Raw genomic sequence first — 25,573 nt, forward strand, 5'->3', positions numbered from 1 at the left:
TCCGGTCGAACGTCCGGAAAAACCCCGGCCCTCGCGATGCCGACCGTGAGAGCCGGCGCCGCGCCCCTAAACGAACGCCTGACCGGCTCTGTGTTACGGACGCTCGGGATCGGGCGTTTCGCGGAATGCATCGGTCGCAAAGGGCAGGTAATCGTGGCTTAGCGCCATCCACTTGTCGAGTTCCTCGCGCAGGCGGGTTTCGATAGCGTTGTACTGCGGCCGCCCAGCCAGGTTCTCCAGTTCGTAGGGATCGAGTTCGATATCGTAGAGTTCGAAAATCGGTCGTGGGCGCTTGAAATAGAGGCGTTCGTGAAGCGCCGACAGCGTCCTCTGCTGGTGAGCGGAAACCACCGCCTTCCACGCCCCCAGCGCCCGATCCAGATCGGTGCGGGCCAGCGCAGGCAGGATCTGCGGTCCCGGCGCCTCGGGCGCAAGGAAACGCCCCCCCTGATCGACAGGCGAATAGGGCTGACCCGGCTGTGCATTGTAGATCAGTTTGTACCGCCTGCCCGTGATCGCGCGGGCAAAGTCGACGCCTTCCGATACCGTCAGCGATCCGGGATGCTCGCCCCTCTCGGTAAAGACATACTCATGCCCCGCTCCGCGGCTACCGCGCAGGATGGGAACCAGGCTCGTCCCGGTCATGCGCGGATCGGGTTGCTGCCTCGCCGCTTCGAGGAACGTCTCTGCCAGGTCGATCCCGCTCACGAGTGCCGAACTGCGCGATCCGGGCTGCACGACACCGGGCCAGCGCACGATCAGCGGCACACGGTTGCCACGTTCGTAGAGCGTGCCCTTGCCGCGATACATCGCCTCCCCGTTGTCGCCCATGAACACGATCAGCGTATTGCGATCGAGCCCGCGGGCCTTGAGCGTCGCCATCAGCGCGCCGAACTGCCGGTCCATGCTGCGCAGGTCCGACAGCAGGTTGGCATAATCTTCGCGTACCTCGGGCATGTCCGGCCAGTCCGGCGGCAAGTGCAGCCGTGCCGACTTTATGTCGCTGTGATCGGTCACGAAGGGGCGGTGGGTCTGGTTGAAACCGAAATAGAGGAAGAACGGCTTGTCCTTGGGGATCGTGTCGAAGGTCTTGTCGAGCCGGCCGACCAGTTGCTCCGGCGACAGTTCCTTCGTACCGAACACGTGCACATAGTCGAAGCGGTCGGAAAGGCGGCTCATCCCGCTTTCAAGGAGTGCCTGCTTGACGTGCGGCGGATCGCCCTCCCGGCCGCCAAGGTGATGGAGGCGCCCCTCAAGCCCCACCCAATAACCCGAAGCACGCAGGATGTCCGAGAAATAGCGAACGTCGAGGCCCGCAGGCTCGGCAAAACGGGTGATGCCGATATCGACCGGATTGCGACCCGCGAAGATCGAGCCGCGCGACGGCGCACATTGCGGCGAAGTATCGTAAGCCCGATCGAAGCACATCCCCTGCCGGGCGAAAGCCTCGAAGTTCGGAGTGACGGCATTGGCCCTCAGATCCTCGGAGGGATGGCAACCGTCATGCGGTGCGCTGTTGTCGTCGGACAGGATGAGGATGATGTTCGGCCGGCCATCCGCAGCGTTCGTTCTGCCTCCGGGATTGGCCGGGATGGTCTGTGAAGCCTGGCTCGGGGCCGGGGCTTGCGCGCGGGCCGGAGCCTGGGGAAGCACCCCGGCAAGCGCCAGTGCCGACAGACTGGCCAGGAGCCTAGCCGCGCGCCTCGATTTGAAATGCATGTGAGACCTTTCACGAATTCCAGGGCGATCCGACGGGACCGGCATTGAGCGCTCAGAGTCCATCGAAGCGCAGTCCAACGGTGAAGTAGCGTCCGATCTGGTCGGCAAAGGGCGCGGCCGGATAGATCAGCCCCGGATTCGACGAACTGGGTTCATAAAGTCCGCCATGCACATTGAAGACGTTGTTGACGTTGGCGAACAGCGTCACCGGAACATCCCGTACCGAGAAGTCCTGCGAGAGGTTGAAGTCGGTCTGGACATAGGCCTTGGACGCCGGATCCGCGACCACCAGCGTCGGATCGGCGCTGTAGCGGAAGCTGGAGAAGTACCGCACCGTCACCGCAGCGTGTGTGCCACCCACCCCATAACTCGCCACGGCGGTGATGCGGTCGGCCGGTGCCAGCGCAGTTCCCGCGGCATTGGTGATCACCGCACCGGGCAAACTCTGGGTCTTGAGAACGGGCTCGTGGGTCCAGCGCACGGCAAGCCCGGCCTTGCCGTCCAGCGCCCGCGTCAGCCCCGCAAGATCGAAGCCGTAGTCCAGGCCCACCACGAAGCCCGAGGAATGCACTTGCGCCACGTTCTCGTTCTGCTTGTAATTCGCCGTCGGGGTGTTGGCGAGGCTAGTATCGGTGATGGGACCCGGCCGAGCGACCAGGTCGCAGAGCGGCGACGATCCGCCCGAGGCTATGCAGATCTTCTCGACCGAAGTGGTCAGGCCCGAAAGCGCGGCGATCGCATCGCGAATCCGGATGTCGTAGTAATCGAAGGACAGCGAAAGCCCCGGGACCGCCGGCGGTTGGTAGCTACCCCCGACCGTAATGTTGCGCGCGACTTCGGGCTTCAGATCGGGATTGCCCTTGCTGATGTTGAGGATCTGCCCGTTGGCGCCGGTGAGATAATCCGTATAGCCGGAAATCGTCGCGGTCTGGCCCTGGTAGAGTTCGTAAAGCGTTGGCGCGCGGATGTCGCGCGAACGTGTCGCGCGCAAATTGAGGCCGGGCAGCGGCTGCCAGTCGAGGCCGACCCGCCAGGTCCCGACCGATCCGCTGGTGCTGTAATGCGTGAAGCGCCCGGCCGCGCTGATGGAGGCCGTGCGGACCAGCGGAAGGTCGCGCAGGATCGGTACGTTCAGCTCCAGATTGCCTTCGTAAACCGACTGGACACCGCGGGTGGCGGCCGCGACGTTCTTCGTCCAGAGCTGGGTGCCGACTGCGGGTGTAGTACCGTTAAGACCGACACGCAGGCCCGTCGCATCGAAGCCGTTGTCCTCGACGGAGGTGGTTTCGTTCAGGCGCTGGTGGCGATATTCCAGACCCGCCGCGAACTTGACCGGCCCGGCCCAGCCGTCGAACAGCGTTCCGCTCAGGTTGCCGCCGAGGTCATGCATGGTGTTCTTCGCCGACCAGCTGGTATTGCCGGTAATGTAGTCGATCGCCGCCTGCGAGGAATTGCCCTCGCCCAGCACGTCGAGCGGCTGGCACCCCGCAAACGCGGCAGGCGAAACGAGGCTGGAGCGGCAGACGACATTGCCGCTCGCCGGATCGACCACGGCATCGAGGGCGGCATAGAAACGTTCGGTATTGACGTTATTCGTGGTGAGCTGTGATGTCTTGCCCTCCCCGTAAGTGTAATATACCTCCCAGTCGAGATCGGCGAAGAGCTTGCCCTGCAATCCAGCCTGTGCCGAAAAGGCAGACGTCCGATTGCGCAGGCCGAGGATATTGCCGAAGTCCTCGTTGTAGCGGTTGAGGTTGAAGCTCGACGTCCCAGTCTGTTCGAGAAGCCCCTGATATTGGGGCAGCAGGTAGGCATTGCCGCTGTAGATCGTGATCGGCGTCGACGAATTCGTGCTGATCAGGTTCTGCTCATGCGAAAGCGTCCGGGTCTGTGCATAGCTGGCCTGAACCCAGGCCTTCGTGCTCCCGCCGAGATCGTAATCGAACCGGCCGAACAACTGGGCGGTCGTCAGCGAAGGCAGCAGGTTGTTGTTTCGCCGGTAGGACCCGTCCCCACCGACCGATATGCCGGAGGTTCCAGTGACCGCGCCCTTGTCGAAGGCAGTCAGGGTCCCATCGGGCAGGAACTGCTGGCCGGCGAAAGGCCCGGTGGTGACAAGACCGCCGAAGGTGGAATTGTTGAGCCTTGAATCGCTCACCTGGCTGAGCGGATTGGCGGCCGTACCGCTTCCCACGATCGAGACCGCGGAATCGCCGTAAGCCCTGTCCGCCGCGGAGATCCCGGCCCTGTGGAAGTATTCCGCGCTCCATTCGAAGTGGCCGCGATCGCCGACCTTGAAACCATGCGCCACGCCCGCTCGGAGGGACTCGCCGTCGCCATGCGTGGACAGTCCGCCCTGGACGAGGCCCTTCACGCCTTCCAGATCCTTGTCGAGAATGAAGTTGGCCACGCCTGAAACCGCATCGGAACCATAGACCGCCGAAGCGCCGCCGGTCACGACTTCGACCCGCTGCACGAGCAATTGCGGCAGAGTGTTGATATCGACATTGCCATCGTAATACGTCGCCGGAACCCGGTGCCCGTCCTGAAGGATCAGCGTGCGGATCGGCCCCAGGCCCCAGAGGTCGAGATAGTTGCCGGTCGGCTGGTATCCCCCGTCCGAAGCGCTGTCGCTGCTCTTGATCGGCGAGAACACCGGCAGTTTTGCAAGCGCCGCCGGAAGGCTCTGTGGACTGAGCTGCGACAGCTCCCGCGCCGTCACGCGCGTCACCGGGTTGGGGCCGCCGGCCTTGCTGCGGATGCGGGTGCCGGTCACCACGATATCGTCGGCGACCTCCACCGCGTTGACGGCCGGATCAGGCGCCGCGTCCGCCTGCGCCGAATGCGGCGCGACGATGATGATGCCGTTAGCACCGGTGCGAGAGGCGAACCGCGTACCTTGCAGCAGCCGGGAAAGCGCCGCCTCACGGGACATGCGGCCCCTGATGGCAGGACTGGTCACGCCTTTCACGCTACCCGCGTCGAAGACGATCTGTTGGCGGGTGACGCGGCCGTAGTCCCGCAGCGCCTTGTCCAGCGGCTGCGCGGGGATGTCGAAATCAAGCGAAGGCCGGGCCTCCTGCGCAATGGCCGCAGGAACCAGACAGCCGGCAGACGCCCCGGAAAATACCAACCCGCCGGCCAGCAATAGCCCGGACTTTCGCAATCTCTTCACGTACTTTCCCCTGAATGGATCGTTCTCAGGAAAATACGCATGAGGATTGGAATACCTCAGTTGCTGGATGGGATAGAACTGCTTCGTCTCCGCAAATGGAAACTTCCATCGGGCATTCTCTCAGCAACGACTGGGGAAACACTGGTAATACCGTCAACGAAGGCTTCGATATCGCCAGCTTCGAACACACCGCTGACCGGTATCGCCGCCGCATCCTTGGCGATGGAGAGCCCAGATCCGGAAAAATAACGGTTCATGCGCGCGGCGACCAGACCAAGCGGCTCGGCGGCGGCCTCGATCCGGCCCTGTTCCCAGGCGCTTGCCGCAGCTGGATCGGGCACGTCTTTGAGCTGAAGCGGCAGCTCTCCCGACGGCACGACAAGTTCGCGCCCCGGAACAAGGCCCGCCTCCGCAAGTTCGCTGCCATGTGGCCCCGGCAGTGTCCCCGGCACGAAGCGCCCGCCAAGCTCGCGCAGGATCGCGACATGGCCCTGATAGAGCAGGACCCGCGTCTGGCCGCCCAGCCGTTCGACGGAGAAACGCGTTCCCGTCGCCACGACCATGCTGTCCTGGCTGGCGACGGAGAACGGCCGCAACGGGTCCTTGGCCACCGCGAATGTCGCCCGCCCCTGTTCCAGCGTCAGCTGGCGCGCGTGATCGCTATAGGCAACGCGCAGGCTCGTCCGTCCATCGAGCGTCACCCGCGATCCATCGGCCAGGACCACGACCCGCCGCTCGCCCGCACCCGTCCGATAGGTTTCCGGCGCATTCCAGAGATAGCCGCCAACTCCGAACATCACGGCAAGCACCAGGCTTGCCGCGATAGCAAAACCGCGCAGTCCCATCCGCGCCGCAGGAGGGGTATCCGCCTGAACCTTGCGCAATGCGTCCAGCGCCTCGCAGCGCAGAGCGACGAGCGAAGGATCAAGCGGCGGACCGTCCATCATGTCCCAGGCCGCCATTGCCTCATCGAAAGCCGCACCGTTGCGCGCGTCCATGCCCAGCCACGCCGCGAAAGCCTCGATCTCCGGGAAGGTCATGTCGCCATGCTGGTGACGCAGCGCCCAGCCGATGGCACCGTCTTCGCCTGTCACGGCCGCCTCGAATGGTGCCCCGCTCACCGCCATTCCTCCCGCAGCGAGACCAGCGTCCGCATGGCCTTGGCGATATGCTTCTCGACAGCGCTGACCGACAGTCCGAAGCTGCCCGCGATATCCTTCCGGGACATGCCCTCGATCCGGTAGAGCACGAAGATCACCCGCGTGCGCTCTGGCAAACCGTCGAGAGCGCCGCGAATCTTGGCCAGCATCTGCTGCCCGGCCAGGACGCGCTCGGGGTCGCGGCTTTCCACGAGCGTATCGTCCGCTTCCAAATCGCGCCGATAGGCAGCCCGGACGCCTTCACGCCGCGCGCGGTCGTGCAGCAGGTTGGCGGCGGCACGAAAGATATAGGCCGAGGCGGTCTGACGCTCGATGCCCGGCGTCGCATACAGACGCGCAAAGACCTCCTGGACCATGTCCTCCGCTTCGGCCGGGTTGGTCGACCGGCGGCGGAAGAATGCCAGGAGGGAAGACCGGTATTGCCGATCGAGGTCCGTCAGCCATTCGGCCGGTCGCAATGAAGCGCTTTGTGCCATCGGTTGGTCAATACGCACGAGTGGACGGGATGCTCACCGGATGCCGGGAAATGAATTTTGGCCGCAGGGCGCGCGGCCGTCAGTCGGCTTCAAGTGCAGCCAGGGGGCTGTCCGGGAACAGTGCCTCGATGAAACCGAACTGCGTCATATCCCTGATCCGGCGAGGATAAAGGACACCGTCGAGATGATCGAACTCATGCTGGAAAACCCGCGCATGAAAGCCGCGCGCCTCCCGTTCGACCTGGGTGCCGTCTTCCTGCGTACCGCCGTAGCGGATATGCGTGAAACGGGGCACGAGTCCCCGCATTCCGGGGACCGAAAGACACCCTTCCCAGCCGTCCTCGACCTGTTCGGTCAGCACTTCGAGCCAGGGATTGATGAGCGTGGTAACCGGCACCGGAGGCTCGCCCGGATAGCGCGGGTTGGCCTCGAAGCCGAAGATCATGATGCGAAGGTCCACGCCGACCTGCGGCGCGGCCAGCCCGACACCGCTGGCGGCATGCATGGTCTGGTACATGTCGGCGATAATGCCGCGAACAGAGGGATCGTCGATGTCCGCCACCGGCCGGGCGACTTTCAGAAGGCGCGGATCGCCCATTTTCAGGATATCGAGGATCATGCACCGGCTTCCTCACCCGTGACCCACCGGCTGGGCGCGCCGTCTATACCGAGCGGCCGCTCCCCGGCGAGCGTGACCCGGCGCATGACGCGGTGCGCGTCGCCGTAGTCGTCGATCGCATAGTGCTGGGTTGCGCGGTTGTCCCAGATCGCCACGTCACCGGCACGCCAACGCCAGCGCACGGTATTTTCCAGCCGCGTGATGTGGGCCTGGAACACCTCGTAAAGCCTGCGGCTTTCCTCCAGTCCATGGCCGACGAACCGCTTGAAGAAGCTGCCCAGGACGAGCGCGTGCTCGCCCGTTTCCGGATGCACGCGGACCAGAGGATGCTCCGCTTCCAACACGCGCGCGGCAAACGTCGCCTGATAGGCATCGAGTTCGGGGTCGGCTGCGGTCTGGTTGGCCGCATAGTCGTAATCGTTGCTGTGCACGCCGCGAAGCGTCCGCGCAAACGCGGAAAGCGATGGCGGCAGGTGCTCACAGGCCCAGACGCAGTTGGCCCAGACCGTATCACCGCCCGCCTTGGGCACAACGACGGCACGCAGAACCGAAATCGCCGGATAGTCGGGAACGAACGTCACGTCGGTATGCCAGCTGTTCGCCTTGCCGCCGCGATGCGAATCCAGCTCCAACAGGAAGTCCCCGCCATCGCCGGGAAGCGTCGGATGGCCTACCGCAGTACCCAAGGTCCGGGCAAAGTCCTCGTGCGCGGCGTCGTCGAGATGCGTCTGCCCCCGGATGAAGACGACCTTGTGCCGGAGCAGCGCAGCACGGATTGCCGCGACCCCGGCCGGATCGAGACTGCCGCCCAGTGTCACACCGGAAACTTCCGCGCCGATGCGGCCGCTGACAGGCTCAACTATAATGGCTTCACGCAACGCTGCTTGCGGACTGTTCATGCTTGTCATTGCCACGTCGATCCCTTGCTGCATTCGCTCCACTCATGGCCAAGCAGCCAGGCGGCAATGGTCTCCACCAGCGGATTGGCGGCTGCGGCCCTCTGCGGGCGAACGATGTGATAGCCGCGTTCGCTCGACAGCGGCGTGTCGCAGAGCCGCACGAGGCTTCCCTCCGCGACCAGATCGTCGATCAAGGGCGCCCAACCGATGCCGACCCCCTGCCCCAGCAACACCGCCTGAAGCACGATCTGGTAATTGCTGAAGACGAGATCCTGGTGCGGCCCGGGTGACGGCACGCCCACACCGGCAAACCATTCATCCCAGTCAAACCAGCGCTGTGGTGCATTGCTGCTGAGGTGTAGCAGGCGCATCTGCGCGATTTCCGCAGGCGTCAACGGCAATGCGCGATCGCCCAGGAAAGCTGGTGAACAGACCGGATAAACCTCCTCGCGAAAGAGCATATTCGATTGGCACCCGGGCCATTCGCCGCGCCCGAAGAGAACGGCAAGGTCGAAATCTCCTGCAGCGGAATCGATTTCGGACTGGGTGGTAACCAGCCTGATCTCCACATCCGACATCAGTTCCGAAAGCGCGGAAATACGGGGCATCAGCCACCATGCGGCAAAGCCGAAGTCGGTAAGAATTTCGATTTTCCGCTCTCCGACCAGGCTTCTGACAGAAGCGACACCTTCCGACAGGGTACGAAGACCGCGCTCCACGCTGTGCCGGAATTGCGCACCGGCGGATGTCAGCGACACGCCGCGATGGCGCCGCGTGAACAGCGCGACGCCAAGGTCGGCTTCAAGCTGGGAGATGTGCTGGCTGACGCCGGCCTGGGTCATCAGCAGTTCCTCGGCAGCCGCCGAAAACTTGCCGTGCCGCGCTGCCGCCTCGAACACCGCGAGGCTCTTCAGAGGCAGCCGGGAGAAGCGCTCAGATATCAGTCCCACTTATCTCACCCTTAAGCAACGAGCGGGTTCACGCCGCCTGCCGCTTATTCCTATCTAATCTCAACCAAATCACTAGACAATTAGAGTCGATGACGAAGAAGCAAAACTTTCTGCTGATCCAGGCTGACCAGCTTGCCGCCCAGGCGCTGCCTTTCCTGGCAAGCTCGCCGGTCAAGGCGCCCCATCTCAGCCGCCTCGCGCGGGAGGGCGTGCTGTTCTCCTCGGCATATTGCAACAGCCCGCTCTGCGCCCCCTCGCGCTTCTCGATGCTCTCGGGCCGCCTGCCTTCCCGCATCGGCGCCTACGACAATGCCTGCGAGTTCGCGGCCAGCACCCCGACCATCGCACACCACCTGCGGCTCGGCGGCTACCGCACCATCCTGTCGGGCAAGATGCACTTCGTCGGCCCCGATCAGCTCCACGGCTTCGAGGAGCGGCTGACGACGGACATCTACCCTGCCGACTTCGCCTGGACCCCCGACTGGACCCGGTTCGAGGAGCGTCCGACCTGGTATCACTCGATGGACTCGGTTCTTTCCGCAGGGACGGCGGCGCGCACCAACCAGCTCGATTTTGACGAGGAAGTAGTCTTCATCACGCGCCGCAAGCTCTATGACATCGCTCGTGGGCGCAGCAGCGATGGCTCCAGTGAGGGCGACGACCGGCCGTTCTTCCTCGTCGCCTCGCTCACCCATCCGCACGATCCCTTCGCAATTCCGCGCAAGTACTGGGACCTCTACGAGGACGCGGATATCGAACTGCCGCGCGTTTCGCTGCCCCTTGACGAACTGGACGCCCACTCGCGCCGCCTGCGCCATGTCTGCGGCAACGACCTCGATCCGGTAACGGAAGACCAGGTCCGCGCTGCGCGGCGGGCCTACTATGCCGCCATCAGCTTCTTCGACGAGCAAGTCGGGCAGATTCTCGAAACGCTCGCGGAAACGGGGCTGGCCGAGGACACCGCCGTCATCATTTGCAGCGACCACGGCGAAATGCTTGGCGAGCGGGGCCTCTGGTACAAGATGAACTTCCTGGAAGGCGGATCGCGCATCCCGCTGATCGTCCATTCTCCCGGCCGCTTCGCCCCGCACGAGGTGGACGCCAGCGTGTCGTTGCTCGACCTGTTCCCGACCCTGCTGGACCTGGCGGGAATCGACGCGAACGAAGCCGCCCCGTTCGACGGACACAGCCTGTTGCCGCATCTCGAAGGCCGCAGCGGCCATGACGAGGCTATCGGCGAATACCTGGCCGAAGGCGCGATCGCGCCGGTGGTGATGATCCGCCGCGAGAACTGGAAGTTCATCCATTCGCCAGTGGACCCCGATCAACTCTACGACCTTTCGAACGATCCGGACGAACTGCGCAATCTCGCGCAGAATCCCGAATATTCCGAACACCTTTCCGCATTCCGCGCCGAAGTGGCGCGCCGCTGGGACCTCACCGCCATCGAGCGCGAGGTCATCGACAGCCAGCGTCGCCGCCGCATCGTCGCCGCAGCCAACGCCACGGGGCGACTCCAGTCCTGGGACTGGAACCCACCGCGCGATGCCTCGCGCGAATACATCCGCAGCCACCTGGACCTCGAAAAGCTGGAAGCGATCGCCCGCTTCCCGAGAGTCCACCCAGTTTGAACAGATACACCGGCCTGAACAGAGAAACGGGCCTGACCAGATAAACGGGGGGAATTTCCATGACACCGACCATCCGCACATCCACCGCCCTTAACGGCAGCCTTGCCGTACTGGCGATCCTGCTGGCCACACCCGCGCTTGCCGAAGACGCCGCGCCCGCCGATACCGACACCCGTGGCGGCGACATCGTCGTCACCGCCACCAAGCGTTCGGCCAATCTCCAGGACGTCCCGCTGTCGATCACCGCGATCGGCGGTGCCGACATCGCCGAAAAGCAGATCCGCGACGGCATCGGGCTGGCCCGCCAGACCCCGAACTTGGCCGCCGAATCCGCGATGGGCGCCGCCATGCCGCGCTATCGCCTACGTGGTATAGGCACCAACGACTTTACCCCCACCGCGACCTCCGCCGTCGGAGTCTACGAGGACGAGGTGTTCATCTCGGCGGGCTCGGCGCAAAGCGAGCCGCTCTACGATCTCGACCGCGTCGAAGTGCTGCGCGGGCCGCAGGGTTCGCTGTGGGGCAAGAACACCACCGCCGGCGCCATCCACTACGTCACCACCAAGCCGAGCGATACGCTGACCGGCCAGGGCCGCGCCGTCTACGGCAGCGACAACACGGTAGAGCTGGAAGCCGGCGTCGGCGGCCCCCTCGCAGACAAGCTGAACTTCCGCGTGGCCGGCGTCTACAAGAGCCGCGACGGCCAGTACCACAACGATTACACCGACAAGAAGGCCGGCGGCTACGACATCTGGGACCTGCGCGGCCAGCTCGGCTACGAATTCACCCCCGATGCGACCCTGCTGGTCAAGGTTCATGGCGGCGTCAGCAAACAGCGCCAGCCGCTCCAGCACGTCGGCCTGTTGGCGGGCGGCGCGGACTCCGACGGCTATGTCGAGCGTGACAGCGAAACCGCGCTCAGCAACAACGGCTCGGACTTCACCCGCGCCCGCCGCTTCGGCACCGACGCCCGGCTCGACGTAAACCTGGGCGGCGTTCGCCTGATCGACATCGCCTCCTACGAGAAGTCCAGTTCGCTGATCTACTCGGACGACGATGCCAACCCGATCTCCAAGTATCACGAGCGCTACGGCGGTTCGTCGGACACCTTCACCAACGAACTGCGCATGGAATCGCCGGATGGCGAGCGCTTCGGCTGGATCGTCGGCACCTATTTCCTGCACGACAAGACCAACAGCTTCGGCCAGCTCGGCCTCTACAGCCCGATCAACTTCGGGGTGGACGGCGCCGCCTACGACTTCGAAACCAAGACCGACAACGTCGCCGGCTTCGCCAGCGTCAGCTACGAAGTGACCTCCAGGCTGAAGCTGACCGCGGGTGGCCGCTACACCTGGGAAAAGAAGTCGATCGACGGCGTGGCCTACGACTATGCGACGCAGGCCGATGACGTCTTCGACACCAGCGTGGTCAAGAACCTCTACATCGACACCGCCAACGGCATCTACCGCAACGGCGGCGTCGGCAGCACCCCGCTCGATCCGGTGCCGGGCAGCCGCTCGTGGAAGAAGTTCACCTGGGACGCCTCGGCCGACTACAAGGCGACCGACGATATCCTGCTGTTCGGCCGCGTCGCGCGCGGCTTCCGTTCGGGCGCGTACAACACCTATATCGCCAGCCCGGGAGACCTGAGCGTCTACAACCCGGAAACGCTCACCTCCTACGAGGCGGGCATCAAGACCAGCTGGCTGGACCGCAAGGTGACCTTCAACGCCACCGCCTTCCACTACGACATCGACGACATGCAGGTCACCGTGCTGCAGACCGTCGGCGCGCAGACCCAGAACGCCGCGACCGCACGCGTCAACGGCTTCGAGATCGAGGCAGCCGCACGGCCTTTCGCGGGGCTTTCACTCAGCGCGGGCTATGGCTTCCAGGATTCGAAGTACAAGAACTTCACCAATGCCTCGGTGCCCACCCCGATCAACCAGGGCAACGAACTCGATCTCTCCGGTCAGTCGCTGGAACGTGCGCCGCGCAATACCCTGAACCTTGCCGGCAGCTACGAGATCGCCGTGGGTTCGGGGACGCTGACGTTCAGCACCGACTGGCGCTACACCAGCCGCTACCGTTTCCACACCTGGTCGGATGCCACCAACAACAACCCCGCCCCGTTCCTCGCCGACCCGGCAACGCGCCAACTGGTGCGCGATACCTTCAGCCAGGACGCCCTGTGGCTGGGCGATGCCCGCCTCGCCTACCGCACCGAAGGCGGCATCGAAGTCGCTGCCTGGGTGAAGAACCTGACCAATGCGTATTATCGCACCAACACCTTCGGGATGTTCTTCAACCGCTCGATGAGCACCTACCCGGGCGAGCGCCGTACTTACGGCCTCTCGGCCGCCTACAGGTTCTGATCCCATGACCCAGGCGCCGCGCAGATCCCTCGCGCTCACGCTCGCCGGCATCGGCGCGGCGACCGGCGCGGCGCATATCGGCAACAATTTCACGACCTATCTGGTCGGAGGCCTCATCGACCGCTTCGGTTTCTCACCGATCCAGATGGGTGTGTGGAGCATGAGCGAAACACTCGCCTATGCCGCCGCCATGTTTCTGGTCGCCCCGCGCGCCCGAGCCGCTAGCGCGCGAACGCTGGCCATCGTCGCGACCCTGCTCGTCGTCGCTGCGCAAGCCGCATCCTCCGGCCTTTCGGGATATGCTCCCCTCCTGATGGGACGTCTGTTCACCGGCTTCGGCTTCGGACTGATGAACAGTGCGGTCAATCTGGCGGCCGGGCGCACCGAACACCCGGCGCGGGCGATATCGGCCGGGATCGCGGTGCAGACGATGCTGTTTGCCGTCATCAACATCGGCCTGCCGATCGTGGGAGTCCGGCACGGCGTCGGCGGCATGTTCGTAGCTCTGGCGGCGCTTTCCTCCGTGTTGGGCCTCGGTTCCCTGCTGCTGCCTGGCTCCACCGGCACCTCGGCGGCAACGGTGCGGAACGTAGCCCCTGGTATCTCCGGGCGGCCGAAGCTGGGCCGGGACGGCTGGCGCGTGCTCCTGGGCATGGCGCTTTTTGCGTTCGGAAGCCTTGCGATCTGGCCCTTCATGGAACGCGCTGCCCATGCGATCGGCCTGCCAGCGACAACCTTCGGACGCTATCAGAGCCTAGCCTCGCTGCTCAGTGCTGCCGGCAATCTAGGCCTGGTCGCTGTGGTCGCACGGTTACGGCGAACGTTGCCGCTCGCGCTCGCCCTCGGCGCTTGCGGCCTTTCCTGCGCTCTTCTCACGACGGTCGCAGACGCCGGCATCTTCGCCGCCGCGCTGGTGCTGTACAACGTCAGCTGGTTCCTGACCTACCCCTTGCTGCTCGGTCTCGCCTACTCGTCTGACCATACCGGAAGGCTTGCGGTCATGACCACAGGTACCTGGCTGCTGTTCCAATCGCTGGGCTCGCTTGGAGCCGGAATCATAGCCGAGGTGTTCGGAAGCTATCAGCTGATCGGCCCGCTCGGCTTGCTGGCCTGCCTGCTCGCGATCGCCGCCACCTGGCCCTTGGCATCGCGGTTCGACCGCCAGCGAACTTCCCCGACGACCACGCACACCGCTGCCGCAATATGATGAAATACTGCAGGGCGTTGAAGTTTGCTCGTGGAATATGGTCGGGTGCGATAACCAGGATGCAAACACTTCGGAGATCGACGGCGAAGTTCCGCGATCCTGGCGAGGAGTTTAGCCGTTTCCCCTAATCCGAAAAACCGCTGACCTCCGAATGCCAGTTTCGTCGCAGTTGATAGGCGGCCGCCAATGAAGCCTCTGGCTCGACGAACGTGCAATCATTCGCTTGAAAAATTTTAAACGAAAGAATGGCGCATATCCGGAAAGGCGGGAGTCGACACCGATAGGGAATTACCGGGAAAAGTCTAATTATATCACGCATTATCAATGATATAAATATTCAGACTGGCGGCTGAGCGACGCGCTTTGAGGCTCACTTCCGCCTTCAATCTATTAGCATGGCAAGTTAGTAGAGAAACTTCTTCAAGCCGGACTATCGCGATCGTCGCGCCCAATCTCAGGGAAAGCGGAGAGCGAAACGCTTGCGCTGGCGGCGCGAGCCTTAGCCTTAGGAGAAGGCCAAAAGCGAATCTTGCATGCACGAAAGGTCTTTTTGCATACACGACCTTTACTCAACCGAATTGGTTGAGTATCAGGATCTCGCAACAGCAGAGGCCAATCCGTGACCGACCGCGATTCCAGGATATCCCAGGCAGACCTCGTCCGATCCGGGATCGAGGCCCGCATCTCGCAGGGCCTGCTCGCCCCCGGCCAACGGATCGAGGAAGTGGAAATCGCCGAACTGTTCGGCACATCGCGCACGCCGGTGCGTGAGGCGGTCTCTCAACTCGTAGCCGCCGGACTGCTGCACAAGACGCCGCGGCTCGGCGCGGTCGTGCCGCGCTTCGATCTGCGCCAGACGCTGGACCTGATGGACTATTCGGCGGAACTGGCAGCGTCGGCAGCGCGCTTCGCGGCACGCCGCCTGCGCTCTGACGAAATCGCCGCACTGCGCGACCATTGCCAGCGGCTGGAAGACTACATCTCCGCCAACGATGTGGCGAACTATGCGTCCACCGCATCGTCGTTCCACTCGATCATCATCGCCGCCTCGCGCAATACCTATCTGATGGAAGCCCTGGAACGCTCGGTCGTCCATCTCGCCCGCTATTTCCGCTACTGCCTGACATACCCAGGGCAGATGCGCGCCGATCTCGACGATCACTGGAAACTCATCGAAGCCTTTGAAAGCCGCGACATAGAGGGCGCCCGCGCGCTGATGCGCCGCCATGCCCTGATCGACCCCGATATCATTGGAGACTACGTTGCCGACATGGAGCACGGGAAACCTGAATAGCATTCTGCCAAGTTTTTGATTTTCCGCGTTTTCCGAGCCATCAGCCAAATCGGCCTGATCGGAAGGCGCTCCCAGAAGTTCGTCTAACAAAGAAACCAAGCGCTGGACACCTCGAGGTGACAGGCTTTCCTCAACAGTAACGCCGCAGCCGCTCCTCCCCCGGAGAGCGAACCAATTCATGCGGCCGTCATTCCCGAAAGGAAACCTGATGATCACCATCCGTGGTGGGCAATCGCCCTCCCCTGTCCGCCGCTACGCTGCCGCGCTGCTCCTGTCCGCCAGCATGCTGACCTCGGTTATCGCGGCGCCCGCCGCCGCGCAGGAGAGCGGTCAGGACTACACCCAGACCAACAAGGACGCGCGCCCCGAAGACAACTCCATCATCGTCACCGCCGCGAAGCGCGGCCACGGCGCGCCGATGGTGCTGTCCAACAGCCCGGCAGCGAACCCCGCCTCGGTCACCGTCATTACCCAGGACGATATCGCCAACAAGCTGACGACGACGGCGGGCGACCTGCTGCGCGGCAGCAACGGCGTGCAGGTATCTGACTATGGGCAAGTCGGCGAAACGCAGGGTATCACCATGCGCGGCTGGTCGAACGGCTACGATTCCGCCTTTCTCGCCTATTATCAGGACGGTATCCAGCGCAACGCCCCCTCGCACATCAGCGTCAACGGCTATGTCGACCTGAACCCGCTGATCCCCGAGACGATCAACCAGTTCACCATCGTGCGCGGGCCCTTCGACACGCGCTACGGCGGCAATTTCGCGCAGGCCGGCTCGGTCGTCGCCACCACGCGCGACTACATTCCTTCGGGCTTCGCATTGACCGGCGGTTCCTACGGCTTCGTGCGCGCCGTCGCCTCGCTGGGGACGCAATGGAACGAGGGCCGGAGCAGCTTCTACACGATCGTCGACGGCCAGCGGCAGGACGGCTACCGCGATCGCAGCGGCGGCAAACTGGTCAAGACCTTCACCAAGTTCGCCACCCCGCTCGGTGCCGGGCGTTTCACACTCGGCCTCGAAACCTACAACAACAAGTTCCAGCAGCCCGGTTACATCGATCTCGGCCTCATCAAGGACCGCTCGATCAGCGCCAAGTCCGCGATCAGCGACAGCGATCACGGCTCCGCCCAGACCTACACGCTAATCGGCAACTACCTGCTGGGCGATTACGACCAGGGCCTGGAGGCAAGCGCCAGCGTGGGCCACAGCGCGCTCAATCGCACCTCGACCACCTATCCCTATCCGCAATACTATCGCCGCGACGCGCGCTGGAACTATGCAGGCAGCCTGGAGGCACATCGCCGCTTCGAAGTGGCCGGTATCGATGCCCTGCTCCTGGGCGGGGTCAGCGTCCAGCGTGCCGACATCGCCCTCACCGAGCTTCCCTCCGAAGATGGTGACAAAATCACCGGCCTCGACCCGCTGGACGCCTACTTCTACCAGCGCGAACAGGTGAACGAGACTACCAGCTCGGTCTACGCCTCGCTTCAGCTGAAGCCTGCAAGCTGGCTGAAGATCACCGCCGGCGGCCGCTACGACCACTTCACCATCGACGTCGACAACCAGGATTACGACGCGGCGGCGAACGCCTATTACGAGCAGTCGTTCAAGACCAAGACCGGACGCTTCAGCCCCCAGATCGGCGCCGCCATCAACCCGGTGCCGGACGTGACGATCTACGCCAACTACGGCGAGAGCCCACGCTCCCCCAGCGCGTTCTCGGAACTGACCACAAACCCGGACCTCAATGTCTCGCACCTGTCGAGCAAGGAAGCGGGCATCGCCTACGATCCATGGGGCCGTCGCCTGCACTTCCAGGCGAACTTCTACAAGACGGTGAACTCGAACGAGGTCGGTCAGGTCGGCTATACTTACGTCAACCTCGGCACATCACGCCGCAAGGGCCTCGACCTCGAGACCTCGCTGGAACTGGTGAAGAGCGAAACGGTCGACCTCAAGCTGACCGGCAACTACTCGGTGGTGAAGGCCCGTCTCGCCGATGGCGGCTATGTACCATACGTCGCCAAGTGGCTCGCCGCCTATGGCGCACGGGTAGACTACCGCCTGCCCGGCAGCGACGGCGAAAGCCTGCGCTTCGATCTCGATCACGAGTTCTTCGGACCGCAGAAGCTGGATTCGCTCGGCACCTACAGCGCCGGCACCTACAACCGGCTGTCCGGCAAGGTCCGCTGGGTTCTGCCCGAGAAGAACAACCTGAACCTTTGGGCAGGCGGGATCTGGTATCCGGGCTCGGCCTACAACGAGTTCGGCTTCGCGCTCAGCGACCGCATCTACGTGGCCCCCAAGCCCAAGCTTCAATTCCAGGTCGGCGCTTCGGTCAACTTCTGATCGTGTGATCCGGGGGCGGACTTTCCATCATGCACAAGGACGACCTGACATGATCCTTTCCAGGCAGGCCCGCCCCGACCCGGCCTCCATTCCTGCTCCGCTCGATATACAGGCGGTAAGCAAGAGCTTCGCCGGCTCGGCAGTGCTGAACGGCGTGTCGCTGGCGATCGAGCCGGGCGAGCGCATCGCCCTGCTCGGCCCCAGCGGCTCCGGCAAGTCTACGCTCCTCAATCTGGTCGCCGGGTTCGAGCAACCGGATCAGGGTGATATCCGCATCGATGGGCACAGCATCGTCGCGCTGCCCGTCCATGCTCGCCAGATCGGCATGGTGTTTCAGCACTATGCGCTGTTTCCGCATCTTAGCGTGGCTGAGAACATCGCCTACCCGCTGGTCCGCCGGCGCGCCTCCCGTGCGGAAATCCGCGATCGGGTGGATCGCTTGCTTGCATCGGTCCGCCTTCAGGGTTTTGCGGATCGACGCATTCACACCCTGTCGGGCGGCCAGCAGCAGCGCGTGGCGATCGCCCGGGCACTGGCGGCCGAACCCACCGTCCTGCTGATGGACGAGCCCATGGGTGCGCTCGACCGCGCGTTGCGTGAGCAATTGCAGATCGAACTCAAGCTGCTGCTACAGCAAACCCGCTCCACCGTCATCTACGTGACCCACGATCAGCGCGAGGCATTGGCTCTGGCAGACCGGATCGCGATCATGAATGAGGGCCGTCTCGAGCAGGTGGGCGCCGTGGAAGACATCTACGGCAATCCTGCCAGCGCCTTTGCCGCAGAGTTCCTTTGGGCGGGGGCCAACCGCCTTGGCGCCAGGACGGGTCAAGGCGGAAAGGTTCACCTGTGCGGCGTGCCCCTCGACGCGCGCTGGCCCGGACTGCCGCCGCTGGCGGGTTCCAACGCCGCCCTCGTAGTCCGTCCCGAGGATCTCTCGCTCCACGAACCTCGCGAGGGAGCGCTGGCCGCCACGGTGCTCACCGCGCTGTTCGCCGGCACGCATCGCATCGTGCAATTGGAACTGCCCTCGGGCGAACAGCTCAACGCGGTCCAGCCGATCTCCGACCTCGCACCGACACCCGGGACGGCAGTCGGCGTGACGATCCACCCCGGCGCCGCCTGCGCCTATCCGGTGGGCGCACGATGAGCCGCCGCTTCGATCGGCGCGGCGCGCTTGCTTTCGGGCTGGCAGCGGCCACAACTGCCTGCGCGCCATCGCGCAAGGGCGCCGAGGTCATTCTCTGCGACGGCGGCAGTTTCTGGGGCCGCGCCCAACGACGGGCCTTCTACAAACCGTTCGAGCAGGAGACGGGCATCCGCGTGCGCACCGTGCCCTTCGTCATGGCGGGCAAGCTGCGCACCAGCATCGAACAGGGCCGCCCGGTGATCGACGTGGCCGACATGTCCGGCGCCGACCTTCCCCGCTTCGAGCGCGACGGACTTCTCACGCCCATAGACTTGCGCGGTTTCGATCCGCAGGACATCGCCGCACTCAGCCCCCGCAAGCCGCGCAAGCATGCGCTGCCCTCGTTCTACGCCTCGACCGTGCTGGCCTATCGCCAGGAACTCTTCCCCGATCGTGAGCCCACGGGCTGGGCGGACATGTGGGACACCGGGCGCCATCCGGGCGAACGCATGCTCGGCTCTGGCCTGATGGGGCAAATGGCAGCGACTTTCGAGATCGCCCTGCTGGCCGACGGCGTCCCCGCAGACCGCCTTTACCCCCTCGATTGGGACCGTGCGATCCGCGCCCTGCGCCGCATCCGCCCATCCATTGCGCGTTACTGGCTGTCGAGCGGCGATGCCTTGCAGATGCTGAACGAGCAGAACGTCGTCATCGGCAATATCTGGAACGGCCCGGTGGACACGCCGGAGGCTCGGGACGCCGGATCCCTGTTCACATGGAATCAGGGCATACTTCAGGGCGGCTATTGGGCCATCCCGCGCGGCGCGCACAACCATGCCAATGCACTGCGCTTCATGGCCTTTGCGCTGCGGCCCGACCGGCAGGCGCATTTCGCCCAGCTTATCGGCTACAGCCCCGCCAACCAGCGGGCCCTTTCCCTTCTGCCGCCGGATAGGGTCGCGCACCTTCCCACCGCGCCGCAGAACCTGCCAAGGCAGATCATGCAGGACGACGACTGGTGGGCGAAAGAAGACCGCCCCGGCCTCAGCAACGTCGCGCTCAGCGTCAAGCTGTGGGAAACCGAGGTGGTGGGCAAATGAGCGCCGCCGCATCGCCGCGCACCAGCGCACTCATCTGGCTGGCGTGTCTTCCGGCGCTGGCGATCAGCCTCGGCCTGCTGTTCGCGCCTTTCGGGCTTTCGCTGTGGCGATCGGTGTTTCCGGGCGGCGCGTTCGACCTTTCGGCCTACGCCGGCATCCTCGACAGTTCCTTCCGCGCCGTGCTGGGCCACACCCTGCGCTTTGCGGCGCTGGTGACGCTCGCCTGCCTGCTTCTGGGCACGCCCACCGCCTATGCGCTGGTGCGCTACTCCGGATGGGAACGACGGGTGATGTTGGTGGCGATGGGCCTGTCCTTCACCATCGGCACGCTGATCCGCAGCTATGCCTGGCTCGCGATTCTGGGATCGCGCGGGCTCGTCAACTCCGCACTGCACGTGCTGGGCTGGGCGCATCCGGTGAAGCTGGCCTTTACCGACGGCGCGATGCTGCTGGCCAGCGTGCAGGTTACACTGCCGCTGTTCATCCTGCCGCTCTACGGGGTGATGCAGGGCATCGACTTGCGCATGTCGCGCGCCGCACGCAGCCTGGGCGCGGATCCGGTAACAGCCTGGTTCACCGCCGTCCTGCCGCTGGCCCTGCCCGGCATCGGTGTCAGCTGCGCGCTGGTCTTTCTCACCTGCCTCGGATTCTACGCCATCCCGACGCTGCTCGGCGCGCCCGACAGCTATCTGCTCTCGCAGGAATTGGAAGTACGGATCAACACGCTGGGCGACGATGCCGGAGCATCCGCCCGGATCGTCGTCATGTTCGCGCTGGTGCTGCTCTCCTGCGGCCTGGCCACGATCCTGCACGGCCATGCGCAGCGGGCCGGTGCGGGCCGCCTCTCAGCCCGTCTACTGCGCGGCCTTGAACCGCTGGCGCGCGCGGTTGCACCGTGGCGCTGGGTTCCGGTCGGTATGATCTTCGTTTTCGTGTTGGCACTGCTGCTGGTGCCGCTGGTGATCCTCGCGCCGCTTTCACTCAGTAACGACTTCTACTTGCGCTTCCCGCCGCGCGCCTACTCGCTGCGTTGGATCGAGACCTTTCTCGGCGATCCTGACCTGCTCGGGTCGGCCGCGTTCACGCTGCGCATTGCCATAAGCGCCGCCGCGATCGCCAGCCTCACCGGCGCCATGGCCGCACTCGCGTCGCTGCGCCTGCCTGCCCGCCGGGCGCGACTGGTAACGCTGGCGGTCGCCGCGCCGCTGGTCGTTTCGCCCATCACGGTGACGGCCGCGCTCTACCTTGTGGCGCTGCGCTGGAGCGGCATCGAACCGTCGGCGCTGTTCGTGGTAATCTACGCGGTGACTGGCTTGCCCTACGGCTTCCTGCTGGTCGGAGCCGCCGCCCGCCGCCTGGATCCCCACCTTGCTCGCGCCGCAGCCACCCTCGGCGCCGGGCCGCTGACAAGCGCGCGCACGGTTACCATGCCGCTGCTTGCCACCGCCTTTGCGAGCGCCTTCGTGTTCGCGTTCCTGTTGGCGGTGGACGATATCAGCGCAGGCCTGTTCCTCAGTTCATCCGACGCGATGCCGCTGGCGCTGCGCCTCTGGGAAAACCTGAAGGCCGCGATCACTCCGCTGCCCGCCGCCATCACCATGCTGGCCGCGCTCATCGCCATGGCCATCTATGGCCTGGCGCGACTGGCAGCCGCCATGTCCCGCCGCGCGAAACGCTGGGATGCTGCCGTATGAACGCCCTGACCATAGCCCATTTCGCCGCATCCTTGGATTGGCACGATCTGCCCGCTGTCGTTCAAGAGCGCGCCGAAATAGCATTGAGGGACACGCTGGGCTGCCTTCTCGCGGGCACCAGCAGTACAGCATTCGCGGCGGCACGGCGCGCGATTGTACTGGATTCAGCAGGCTCCGACGTATCCGCCGCGATGCGCGCCTTCGCCTGGGCCATTGCCGCATCCGCCTTCGACCATGACGATGGCCATTACGAAGGCGGCGGCATCCATCCGGGCTCGACCATCCTGCCTGCACTTCTCGCCACAACCCGGGGCCACGAAACCCGCGAGGATCTGCTCGCTGCGCTGGTCGTCGGCTATGAAGTCGCGATCCGCGCCGGCTATCTGCTCAAACCGGAGATCAGCAGCGGCCCCTATCGCTGCACCGGCGCGGCAAGCGCCATCGGCGCTGCAGCGGCGGTCGCCAGCTACCGAGGCGCCACAGCCGACACTATTCTGAGCGCCATCCATATCGCCGCCGCCCATGGTCCAATGGCCAGCCTGCAACTGCCGATGGTCAAGGAATCGATCGGCCCGGCCGCCGCTGCGGCCGTCACCGCCGCGCTTCTGGCCGAAGCCGGTTTCGGCGGCGCGCCAGCGGAGCCTTTCCTCGGCATCGCGCCCAGCCCATTCGACACCGCACAGGCTGCAAACACGTTCGTATCCAGCATCGGCGAAGCCTGGCACATTCTCGCCACCTACACGAAGCCCTGGCCCTGTTGCCGCGCCATCCACCCCGCCCTCGCCGCGATCGAGACCATCCTCCACGAACAGGAGGAAAATTGGGGGCAGGAATGGAATGCCGGGATGATCCAGCGCATCGAAGTCGAGGTCATGCCTGGCCTAGAAGCGCTGGCCTTTCTGCCGCCACAATCCGCCGACCATGCCCAATTCAGCTTTCCCTTCGCCATCGGCTGTCTGCTGGCAAAGGGTGCCGTCCTGCCGGAGCATTTGCTGGGCATTGGCCTGACCGACCCGGCCGTCCTCGCCGCTGGAGCCAAGGTCACGCTGATCGCCTCGCCCGAAATCACCCAGCTTGCCCCGGATCGCAGCTATCCCGCCGCCGTGACAGTCCACGCGGCCGGCCGATCGCAGCGCCTGCGCATTGACGACGCACCGGGAAGCCTCCGCAATGCGCTCTCGCCCGCCGCGATCGGCAGGAAATATGCCGCCAACGCAGCCCTGGCCGGCCTCGACGGTGAGGAAGCGCGCCAGCTTCCGAACAAATCTCCAGCCGCACTCGCCTCAGCGCTCACCCCTTTCCTCGTTTCCCCCGATAGGAGCATATCATGAAAATCGCTGTCCTCGGCGCCACCGGACGTACCGGCCAGGTCATCGTCGAACAGGCGCTCGCCGCCGGGCACCAGGTCTCCGCCCTCGTGCGTCGGCCCGAGGGTCTGCCGATCCGGGGCGAGAACCTCGAAGTCGTGATCGGCGACGCCCGCGACCCGGCCATCATCGAGAAACTGGTTTCGGAGAACGACGCCGTCATCTGCAGCCTGGGCATTCCCGCCGCAGGCAGGAGCCGAGCGGAGATCGACGATTCCGCCTCGGTCGACGTCTGCCTCGTCTCCACCCGCCTGCTGTTCGATGCCCTCCCGCGCCACGGCAAGCGCCGCATCGTGCTGATGAGTACCCATGGTGCCGGCGGCAGCAACGATGGTTCGCCTTATGTCACCTGGCTGCGCGATCTGGTGAAGAACCGGGTGCTCGACAAGGACTATACGGAGGAGTTCATTGCCGCCAGCGATGCGCCGGTGGACTGGACCGTGATCCGCAATCCTGCCATTTACGAGGGCGAACTGGGCCGCCCCCACCAAGTCTACACCCGCATCGAACTCGACCGTTCCTCTTGCGTGACCTACCAGGACCTTGCCGCATTCGCGCTATCCGAAGTGGTGGCACCCCGCCATGTCGGACAGTTCCTGACGATCACCGAGCCGCTGGAAAATCGCGCGCTGATAGAGGCTGCCGAGATCGCACCGGAAGTTGCTGCATGAGCCTCACGTGGAAGGCACTGCGTGACCGTGCCGAATTACAGGACTGTATGACCCGCTATGCGCATGGCGTGGATCAACGGTCATGGCCGCTCTACGACAGTGCCTTCCACTTGGATGGCCTGGTCGAGGTTCCCGGCTACATGGACGGCGCACTCGGCTTCGTCGCCTTCCGCGAGATGCTGGCCGCAACGTTCGACCCTCTGCGGCTGTCCGGCCAGCACCTGCTCGGCAATCTGCACGCCGAAGTCGATGGCGACAGTGCCCGCACCGTCACCGAATTTCTCGCCACCACGCTCGAACAGGCAGCCGGCGGCGCTTCGCGCGAAGTGACGCCGGGCCTCTATATCGACGACTTTCGGCGCGAAGGCGGCGAATGGCGCATCGTGCGCCACGTCATCGTCCGTAAGGCCGCGAACGGCACGGTGCTGCCCTTCGTGTCGCCCATCGCCGAGGCCGTGCGCACCACACTTGCCACCGCCTGGCTGCCGGGTGCCACTCTCCATCCAGGACATTCCTAATGCCCAAGATCACCGACGATGAACTGCTCGCCCGCGCCGAGATCTCCGACCTGCTGGTCCGCTACGGACAGGCCCAGGACCAGGACGAATGGCGCCTGTACGAAGGTATCTTCACCCAAGACGCGACGATCCACTTTCCCGGTATGCCCATGGAAAGCCGCAGCGCCGCCGAATTCGGGCGCTTCTTGCAGGATTTCAACAAGACGCGCATCTCCGGCCAGCACCTTATCGGCAATACGTTCTACCGCTTCGACGCGGATGGCGAGAGCGCCCATGTGGTAAGCGAGGTGATCTACATCACCCTTCACCCCACCGATACGCCGGGCCGGGTACGCCGCATTCGCGGCAATGCGCTCTATTCCGACCGTGCGGTCCGCACCCCCGAAGGCTGGCGTATCGCGCGGCGCGACATCGCGCAGAAGAATGTCGAGATCGACGAGGGTGACTATGACCCGGCCCTCCTCGCCGCCATCGAAAATGCCGCCGCCGCCCGCTGGTTCGACATTACCGGAGCCACCGCATGACCATCGCATCGAAGCGCGTCTTTCTCATCGGTACGTCCGGCACGGTGGGCAGCGCCGTGCTCCACATGCTACGCGAACGCGGGCATGAGGTGTTGACTGCCGATTACGATGCCGATCCTGACAAGGGCGAACTCCGAATAGACATAACCGACACCGCCTCCATCGCTGCTGCCTATGCCGCAGTCGGCGCGGTCGATGCAGTGGCCTGCACCGTCGGCGTGGTGCCGCTACTTCCACTGCATGATACCACGCTGGCGCATATCGACGAAGCAATCAGGGGCAAGCTCTCCTCACAGATCGACATCGTTCTCCAAGGCTTGCCCCATGTGCGGGAAGGCGGGTCGTTCACGCTGATTTCGGGCATCATGTCCCGTATGCCGTGGCTAGGCGGTATCGGCGCCAGCATCGTCGATGGCGGCATAGAATCCTTCGTGATCGGCGCCGCCGCCGAAATCGGCCGCGACCGAAGGATCAATGCAATAAGCCCCACTATCCTGCAGGAGTCCGTGGACAAAATCGGCACCAACCTGTTGCCCGGCCATCAACCTGTGCCGGCCTCCCACGTAGCAGGCGCCTATCTTCGCTCAATCGAAGGAATCGAAACTGGCCAGACCTTCCAGGTGGGCCATTGATCGACCTTTGGGTGTTGTCTGCCGATAATGCCCTGCCCTTATTTGGGATTCGCCGACGAAACCGACATTTCGCGCGA

General features: G+C 64.5%; 20 protein-coding genes. 13 read left to right on the forward strand and 7 right to left on the reverse strand.

Features of this window, described 5'->3' with window-relative positions:
* Positions 1 to 93 precede the first annotated feature (93 nt).
* From AC1VV3_RS23520 to AC1VV3_RS23550, 7 genes are all read right to left on the reverse strand, one after another.
* Entirely contained in the window at positions 94 to 1,719 is a 1,626-nt protein-coding gene (locus AC1VV3_RS23520) for a sulfatase family protein (protein ID WP_482963459.1), read from the reverse strand.
* A 52-nt stretch (positions 1,720 to 1,771) separates the two neighbouring features.
* Positions 1,772 to 4,894 carry a TonB-dependent receptor domain-containing protein gene (locus AC1VV3_RS23525; RefSeq protein WP_482963460.1) on the reverse strand — a complete coding sequence of 1,041 codons (3,123 nt, stop codon included), beginning with the start codon at positions 4,892 to 4,894 and terminating at the stop codon, positions 1,772 to 1,774.
* 56 nt (positions 4,895 to 4,950) lie between these two features.
* The gene (locus AC1VV3_RS23530; protein ID WP_482963461.1) at positions 4,951 to 6,015 is read right to left on the reverse strand and encodes a FecR family protein; all 1,065 of its coding nucleotides are present in this window, start codon (positions 6,013 to 6,015) and stop codon (positions 4,951 to 4,953) included.
* Entirely contained in the window at positions 6,012 to 6,530 is a 519-nt protein-coding gene (locus AC1VV3_RS23535) for an RNA polymerase sigma factor (protein WP_482963462.1), read from the reverse strand. The genes AC1VV3_RS23530 and AC1VV3_RS23535 overlap by 4 nt, the downstream gene beginning before the upstream one ends.
* A 79-nt stretch (positions 6,531 to 6,609) precedes the next feature.
* A complete protein-coding gene (gene def, locus AC1VV3_RS23540) occupies positions 6,610 to 7,149 on the reverse strand; it encodes a peptide deformylase (RefSeq protein WP_482963463.1) in 540 nt (179 codons plus the stop codon).
* Positions 7,146 to 8,057, reverse strand: a complete 912-nt coding sequence (locus AC1VV3_RS23545) for a TauD/TfdA dioxygenase family protein (protein WP_482963654.1) — start codon at positions 8,055 to 8,057, stop codon at positions 7,146 to 7,148. The genes def and AC1VV3_RS23545 overlap by 4 nt, the downstream gene beginning before the upstream one ends.
* Complete coding sequence (locus AC1VV3_RS23550; protein WP_482963464.1) at positions 8,054 to 8,998, reverse strand: choline sulfate utilization transcriptional regulator; 945 nt, start codon at positions 8,996 to 8,998, stop codon at positions 8,054 to 8,056. Before AC1VV3_RS23550 ends, AC1VV3_RS23545 begins: the two co-directional genes overlap by 4 nt.
* Positions 8,999 to 9,087: 89 nt before the next feature.
* Between AC1VV3_RS23550 and betC the strand changes: the two genes are divergently transcribed.
* From betC to AC1VV3_RS23615, 13 genes are all read left to right on the forward strand, one after another.
* On the forward strand, positions 9,088 to 10,629 hold the full coding sequence (gene betC, locus AC1VV3_RS23555) for a choline-sulfatase (protein WP_482963465.1): 1,542 nt from the start codon (positions 9,088 to 9,090) through the stop codon (positions 10,627 to 10,629).
* 59 nt (positions 10,630 to 10,688) lie between these two features.
* Positions 10,689 to 13,004: a TonB-dependent receptor gene (locus AC1VV3_RS23560; RefSeq protein ID WP_482963466.1), complete on the forward strand. Its 2,316-nt coding sequence runs from the start codon at positions 10,689 to 10,691 to the stop codon at positions 13,002 to 13,004.
* 4 nt (positions 13,005 to 13,008) lie between these two features.
* The gene (locus tag AC1VV3_RS23565) at positions 13,009 to 14,211 is read left to right on the forward strand and encodes an MFS transporter (RefSeq protein WP_482963467.1); all 1,203 of its coding nucleotides are present in this window, start codon (positions 13,009 to 13,011) and stop codon (positions 14,209 to 14,211) included.
* Between the two features lie 619 nt (positions 14,212 to 14,830).
* A complete protein-coding gene (locus tag AC1VV3_RS23570) occupies positions 14,831 to 15,505 on the forward strand; it encodes a GntR family transcriptional regulator (protein WP_482963468.1) in 675 nt (224 codons plus the stop codon).
* Positions 15,506 to 15,713: 208 nt separating this feature from the next.
* Entirely contained in the window at positions 15,714 to 17,861 is a 2,148-nt protein-coding gene (locus AC1VV3_RS23575; protein WP_482963469.1) for a TonB-dependent receptor, read from the forward strand.
* A gap of 49 nt (positions 17,862 to 17,910) precedes the next feature.
* Entirely contained in the window at positions 17,911 to 19,011 is a 1,101-nt protein-coding gene (locus AC1VV3_RS23580; RefSeq protein ID WP_482963470.1) for an ABC transporter ATP-binding protein, read from the forward strand.
* Positions 19,008 to 20,090, forward strand: coding sequence for an extracellular solute-binding protein (locus AC1VV3_RS23585; protein WP_482963471.1), 1,083 nt, complete (start codon positions 19,008 to 19,010; stop codon positions 20,088 to 20,090). The genes AC1VV3_RS23580 and AC1VV3_RS23585 overlap by 4 nt, the downstream gene beginning before the upstream one ends.
* Positions 20,087 to 21,784, forward strand: a complete 1,698-nt coding sequence (locus tag AC1VV3_RS23590; RefSeq protein ID WP_482963472.1) for an ABC transporter permease subunit — start codon at positions 20,087 to 20,089, stop codon at positions 21,782 to 21,784. The genes AC1VV3_RS23585 and AC1VV3_RS23590 overlap by 4 nt, the downstream gene beginning before the upstream one ends.
* Complete coding sequence (locus tag AC1VV3_RS23595) at positions 21,781 to 23,115, forward strand: MmgE/PrpD family protein (protein ID WP_482963473.1); 1,335 nt, start codon at positions 21,781 to 21,783, stop codon at positions 23,113 to 23,115. Before AC1VV3_RS23590 ends, AC1VV3_RS23595 begins: the two co-directional genes overlap by 4 nt.
* Positions 23,112 to 23,822 carry an NAD(P)-dependent oxidoreductase gene (locus tag AC1VV3_RS23600; protein ID WP_482963474.1) on the forward strand — a complete coding sequence of 237 codons (711 nt, stop codon included), beginning with the start codon at positions 23,112 to 23,114 and terminating at the stop codon, positions 23,820 to 23,822. Before AC1VV3_RS23595 ends, AC1VV3_RS23600 begins: the two co-directional genes overlap by 4 nt.
* Positions 23,819 to 24,340, forward strand: coding sequence for a nuclear transport factor 2 family protein (locus AC1VV3_RS23605; RefSeq protein WP_482963475.1), 522 nt, complete (start codon positions 23,819 to 23,821; stop codon positions 24,338 to 24,340). The genes AC1VV3_RS23600 and AC1VV3_RS23605 overlap by 4 nt, the downstream gene beginning before the upstream one ends.
* Positions 24,340 to 24,864, forward strand: coding sequence for a nuclear transport factor 2 family protein (locus tag AC1VV3_RS23610; protein ID WP_482963476.1), 525 nt, complete (start codon positions 24,340 to 24,342; stop codon positions 24,862 to 24,864). The genes AC1VV3_RS23605 and AC1VV3_RS23610 overlap by 1 nt, the downstream gene beginning before the upstream one ends.
* Positions 24,861 to 25,496: a short chain dehydrogenase gene (locus AC1VV3_RS23615; protein ID WP_482963477.1), complete on the forward strand. Its 636-nt coding sequence runs from the start codon at positions 24,861 to 24,863 to the stop codon at positions 25,494 to 25,496. Before AC1VV3_RS23610 ends, AC1VV3_RS23615 begins: the two co-directional genes overlap by 4 nt.
* Positions 25,497 to 25,573: the final 77 nt, after the last annotated feature.

The sequence above is a fragment of the Novosphingobium sp. BL-S-34 genome, assembly GCF_056857015.1.

Excerpts from the sequence above, each read along its gene's own strand:
- AC1VV3_RS23520 (WP_482963459.1), bottom strand. The coding sequence starts at position 1,719 with ATGCATTTCAAATCGAGGCGCGCGGCTAGGCTCCTGGCCAGTCTGTCG.
- AC1VV3_RS23535 (WP_482963462.1), bottom strand. The coding sequence starts at position 6,530 with ATGGCACAAAGCGCTTCATTGCGACCGGCCGAATGGCTGACGGACCTC.
- def (WP_482963463.1), bottom strand. The coding sequence starts at position 7,149 with ATGATCCTCGATATCCTGAAAATGGGCGATCCGCGCCTTCTGAAAGTC.
- AC1VV3_RS23545 (WP_482963654.1), bottom strand. The coding sequence starts at position 8,057 with ATGACAAGCATGAACAGTCCGCAAGCAGCGTTGCGTGAAGCCATTATA.
- betC (WP_482963465.1), top strand. The coding sequence starts at position 9,088 with ATGACGAAGAAGCAAAACTTTCTGCTGATCCAGGCTGACCAGCTTGCC.
- AC1VV3_RS23560 (WP_482963466.1), top strand. The coding sequence starts at position 10,689 with ATGACACCGACCATCCGCACATCCACCGCCCTTAACGGCAGCCTTGCC.
- AC1VV3_RS23565 (WP_482963467.1), top strand. The coding sequence starts at position 13,009 with ATGACCCAGGCGCCGCGCAGATCCCTCGCGCTCACGCTCGCCGGCATC.
- AC1VV3_RS23575 (WP_482963469.1), top strand. The coding sequence starts at position 15,714 with ATGATCACCATCCGTGGTGGGCAATCGCCCTCCCCTGTCCGCCGCTAC.
- AC1VV3_RS23580 (WP_482963470.1), top strand. The coding sequence starts at position 17,911 with ATGATCCTTTCCAGGCAGGCCCGCCCCGACCCGGCCTCCATTCCTGCT.
- AC1VV3_RS23585 (WP_482963471.1), top strand. The coding sequence starts at position 19,008 with ATGAGCCGCCGCTTCGATCGGCGCGGCGCGCTTGCTTTCGGGCTGGCA.
- AC1VV3_RS23590 (WP_482963472.1), top strand. The coding sequence starts at position 20,087 with ATGAGCGCCGCCGCATCGCCGCGCACCAGCGCACTCATCTGGCTGGCG.
- AC1VV3_RS23595 (WP_482963473.1), top strand. The coding sequence starts at position 21,781 with ATGAACGCCCTGACCATAGCCCATTTCGCCGCATCCTTGGATTGGCAC.
- AC1VV3_RS23600 (WP_482963474.1), top strand. The coding sequence starts at position 23,112 with ATGAAAATCGCTGTCCTCGGCGCCACCGGACGTACCGGCCAGGTCATC.
- AC1VV3_RS23605 (WP_482963475.1), top strand. The coding sequence starts at position 23,819 with ATGAGCCTCACGTGGAAGGCACTGCGTGACCGTGCCGAATTACAGGAC.
- AC1VV3_RS23610 (WP_482963476.1), top strand. The coding sequence starts at position 24,340 with ATGCCCAAGATCACCGACGATGAACTGCTCGCCCGCGCCGAGATCTCC.
- AC1VV3_RS23615 (WP_482963477.1), top strand. The coding sequence starts at position 24,861 with ATGACCATCGCATCGAAGCGCGTCTTTCTCATCGGTACGTCCGGCACG.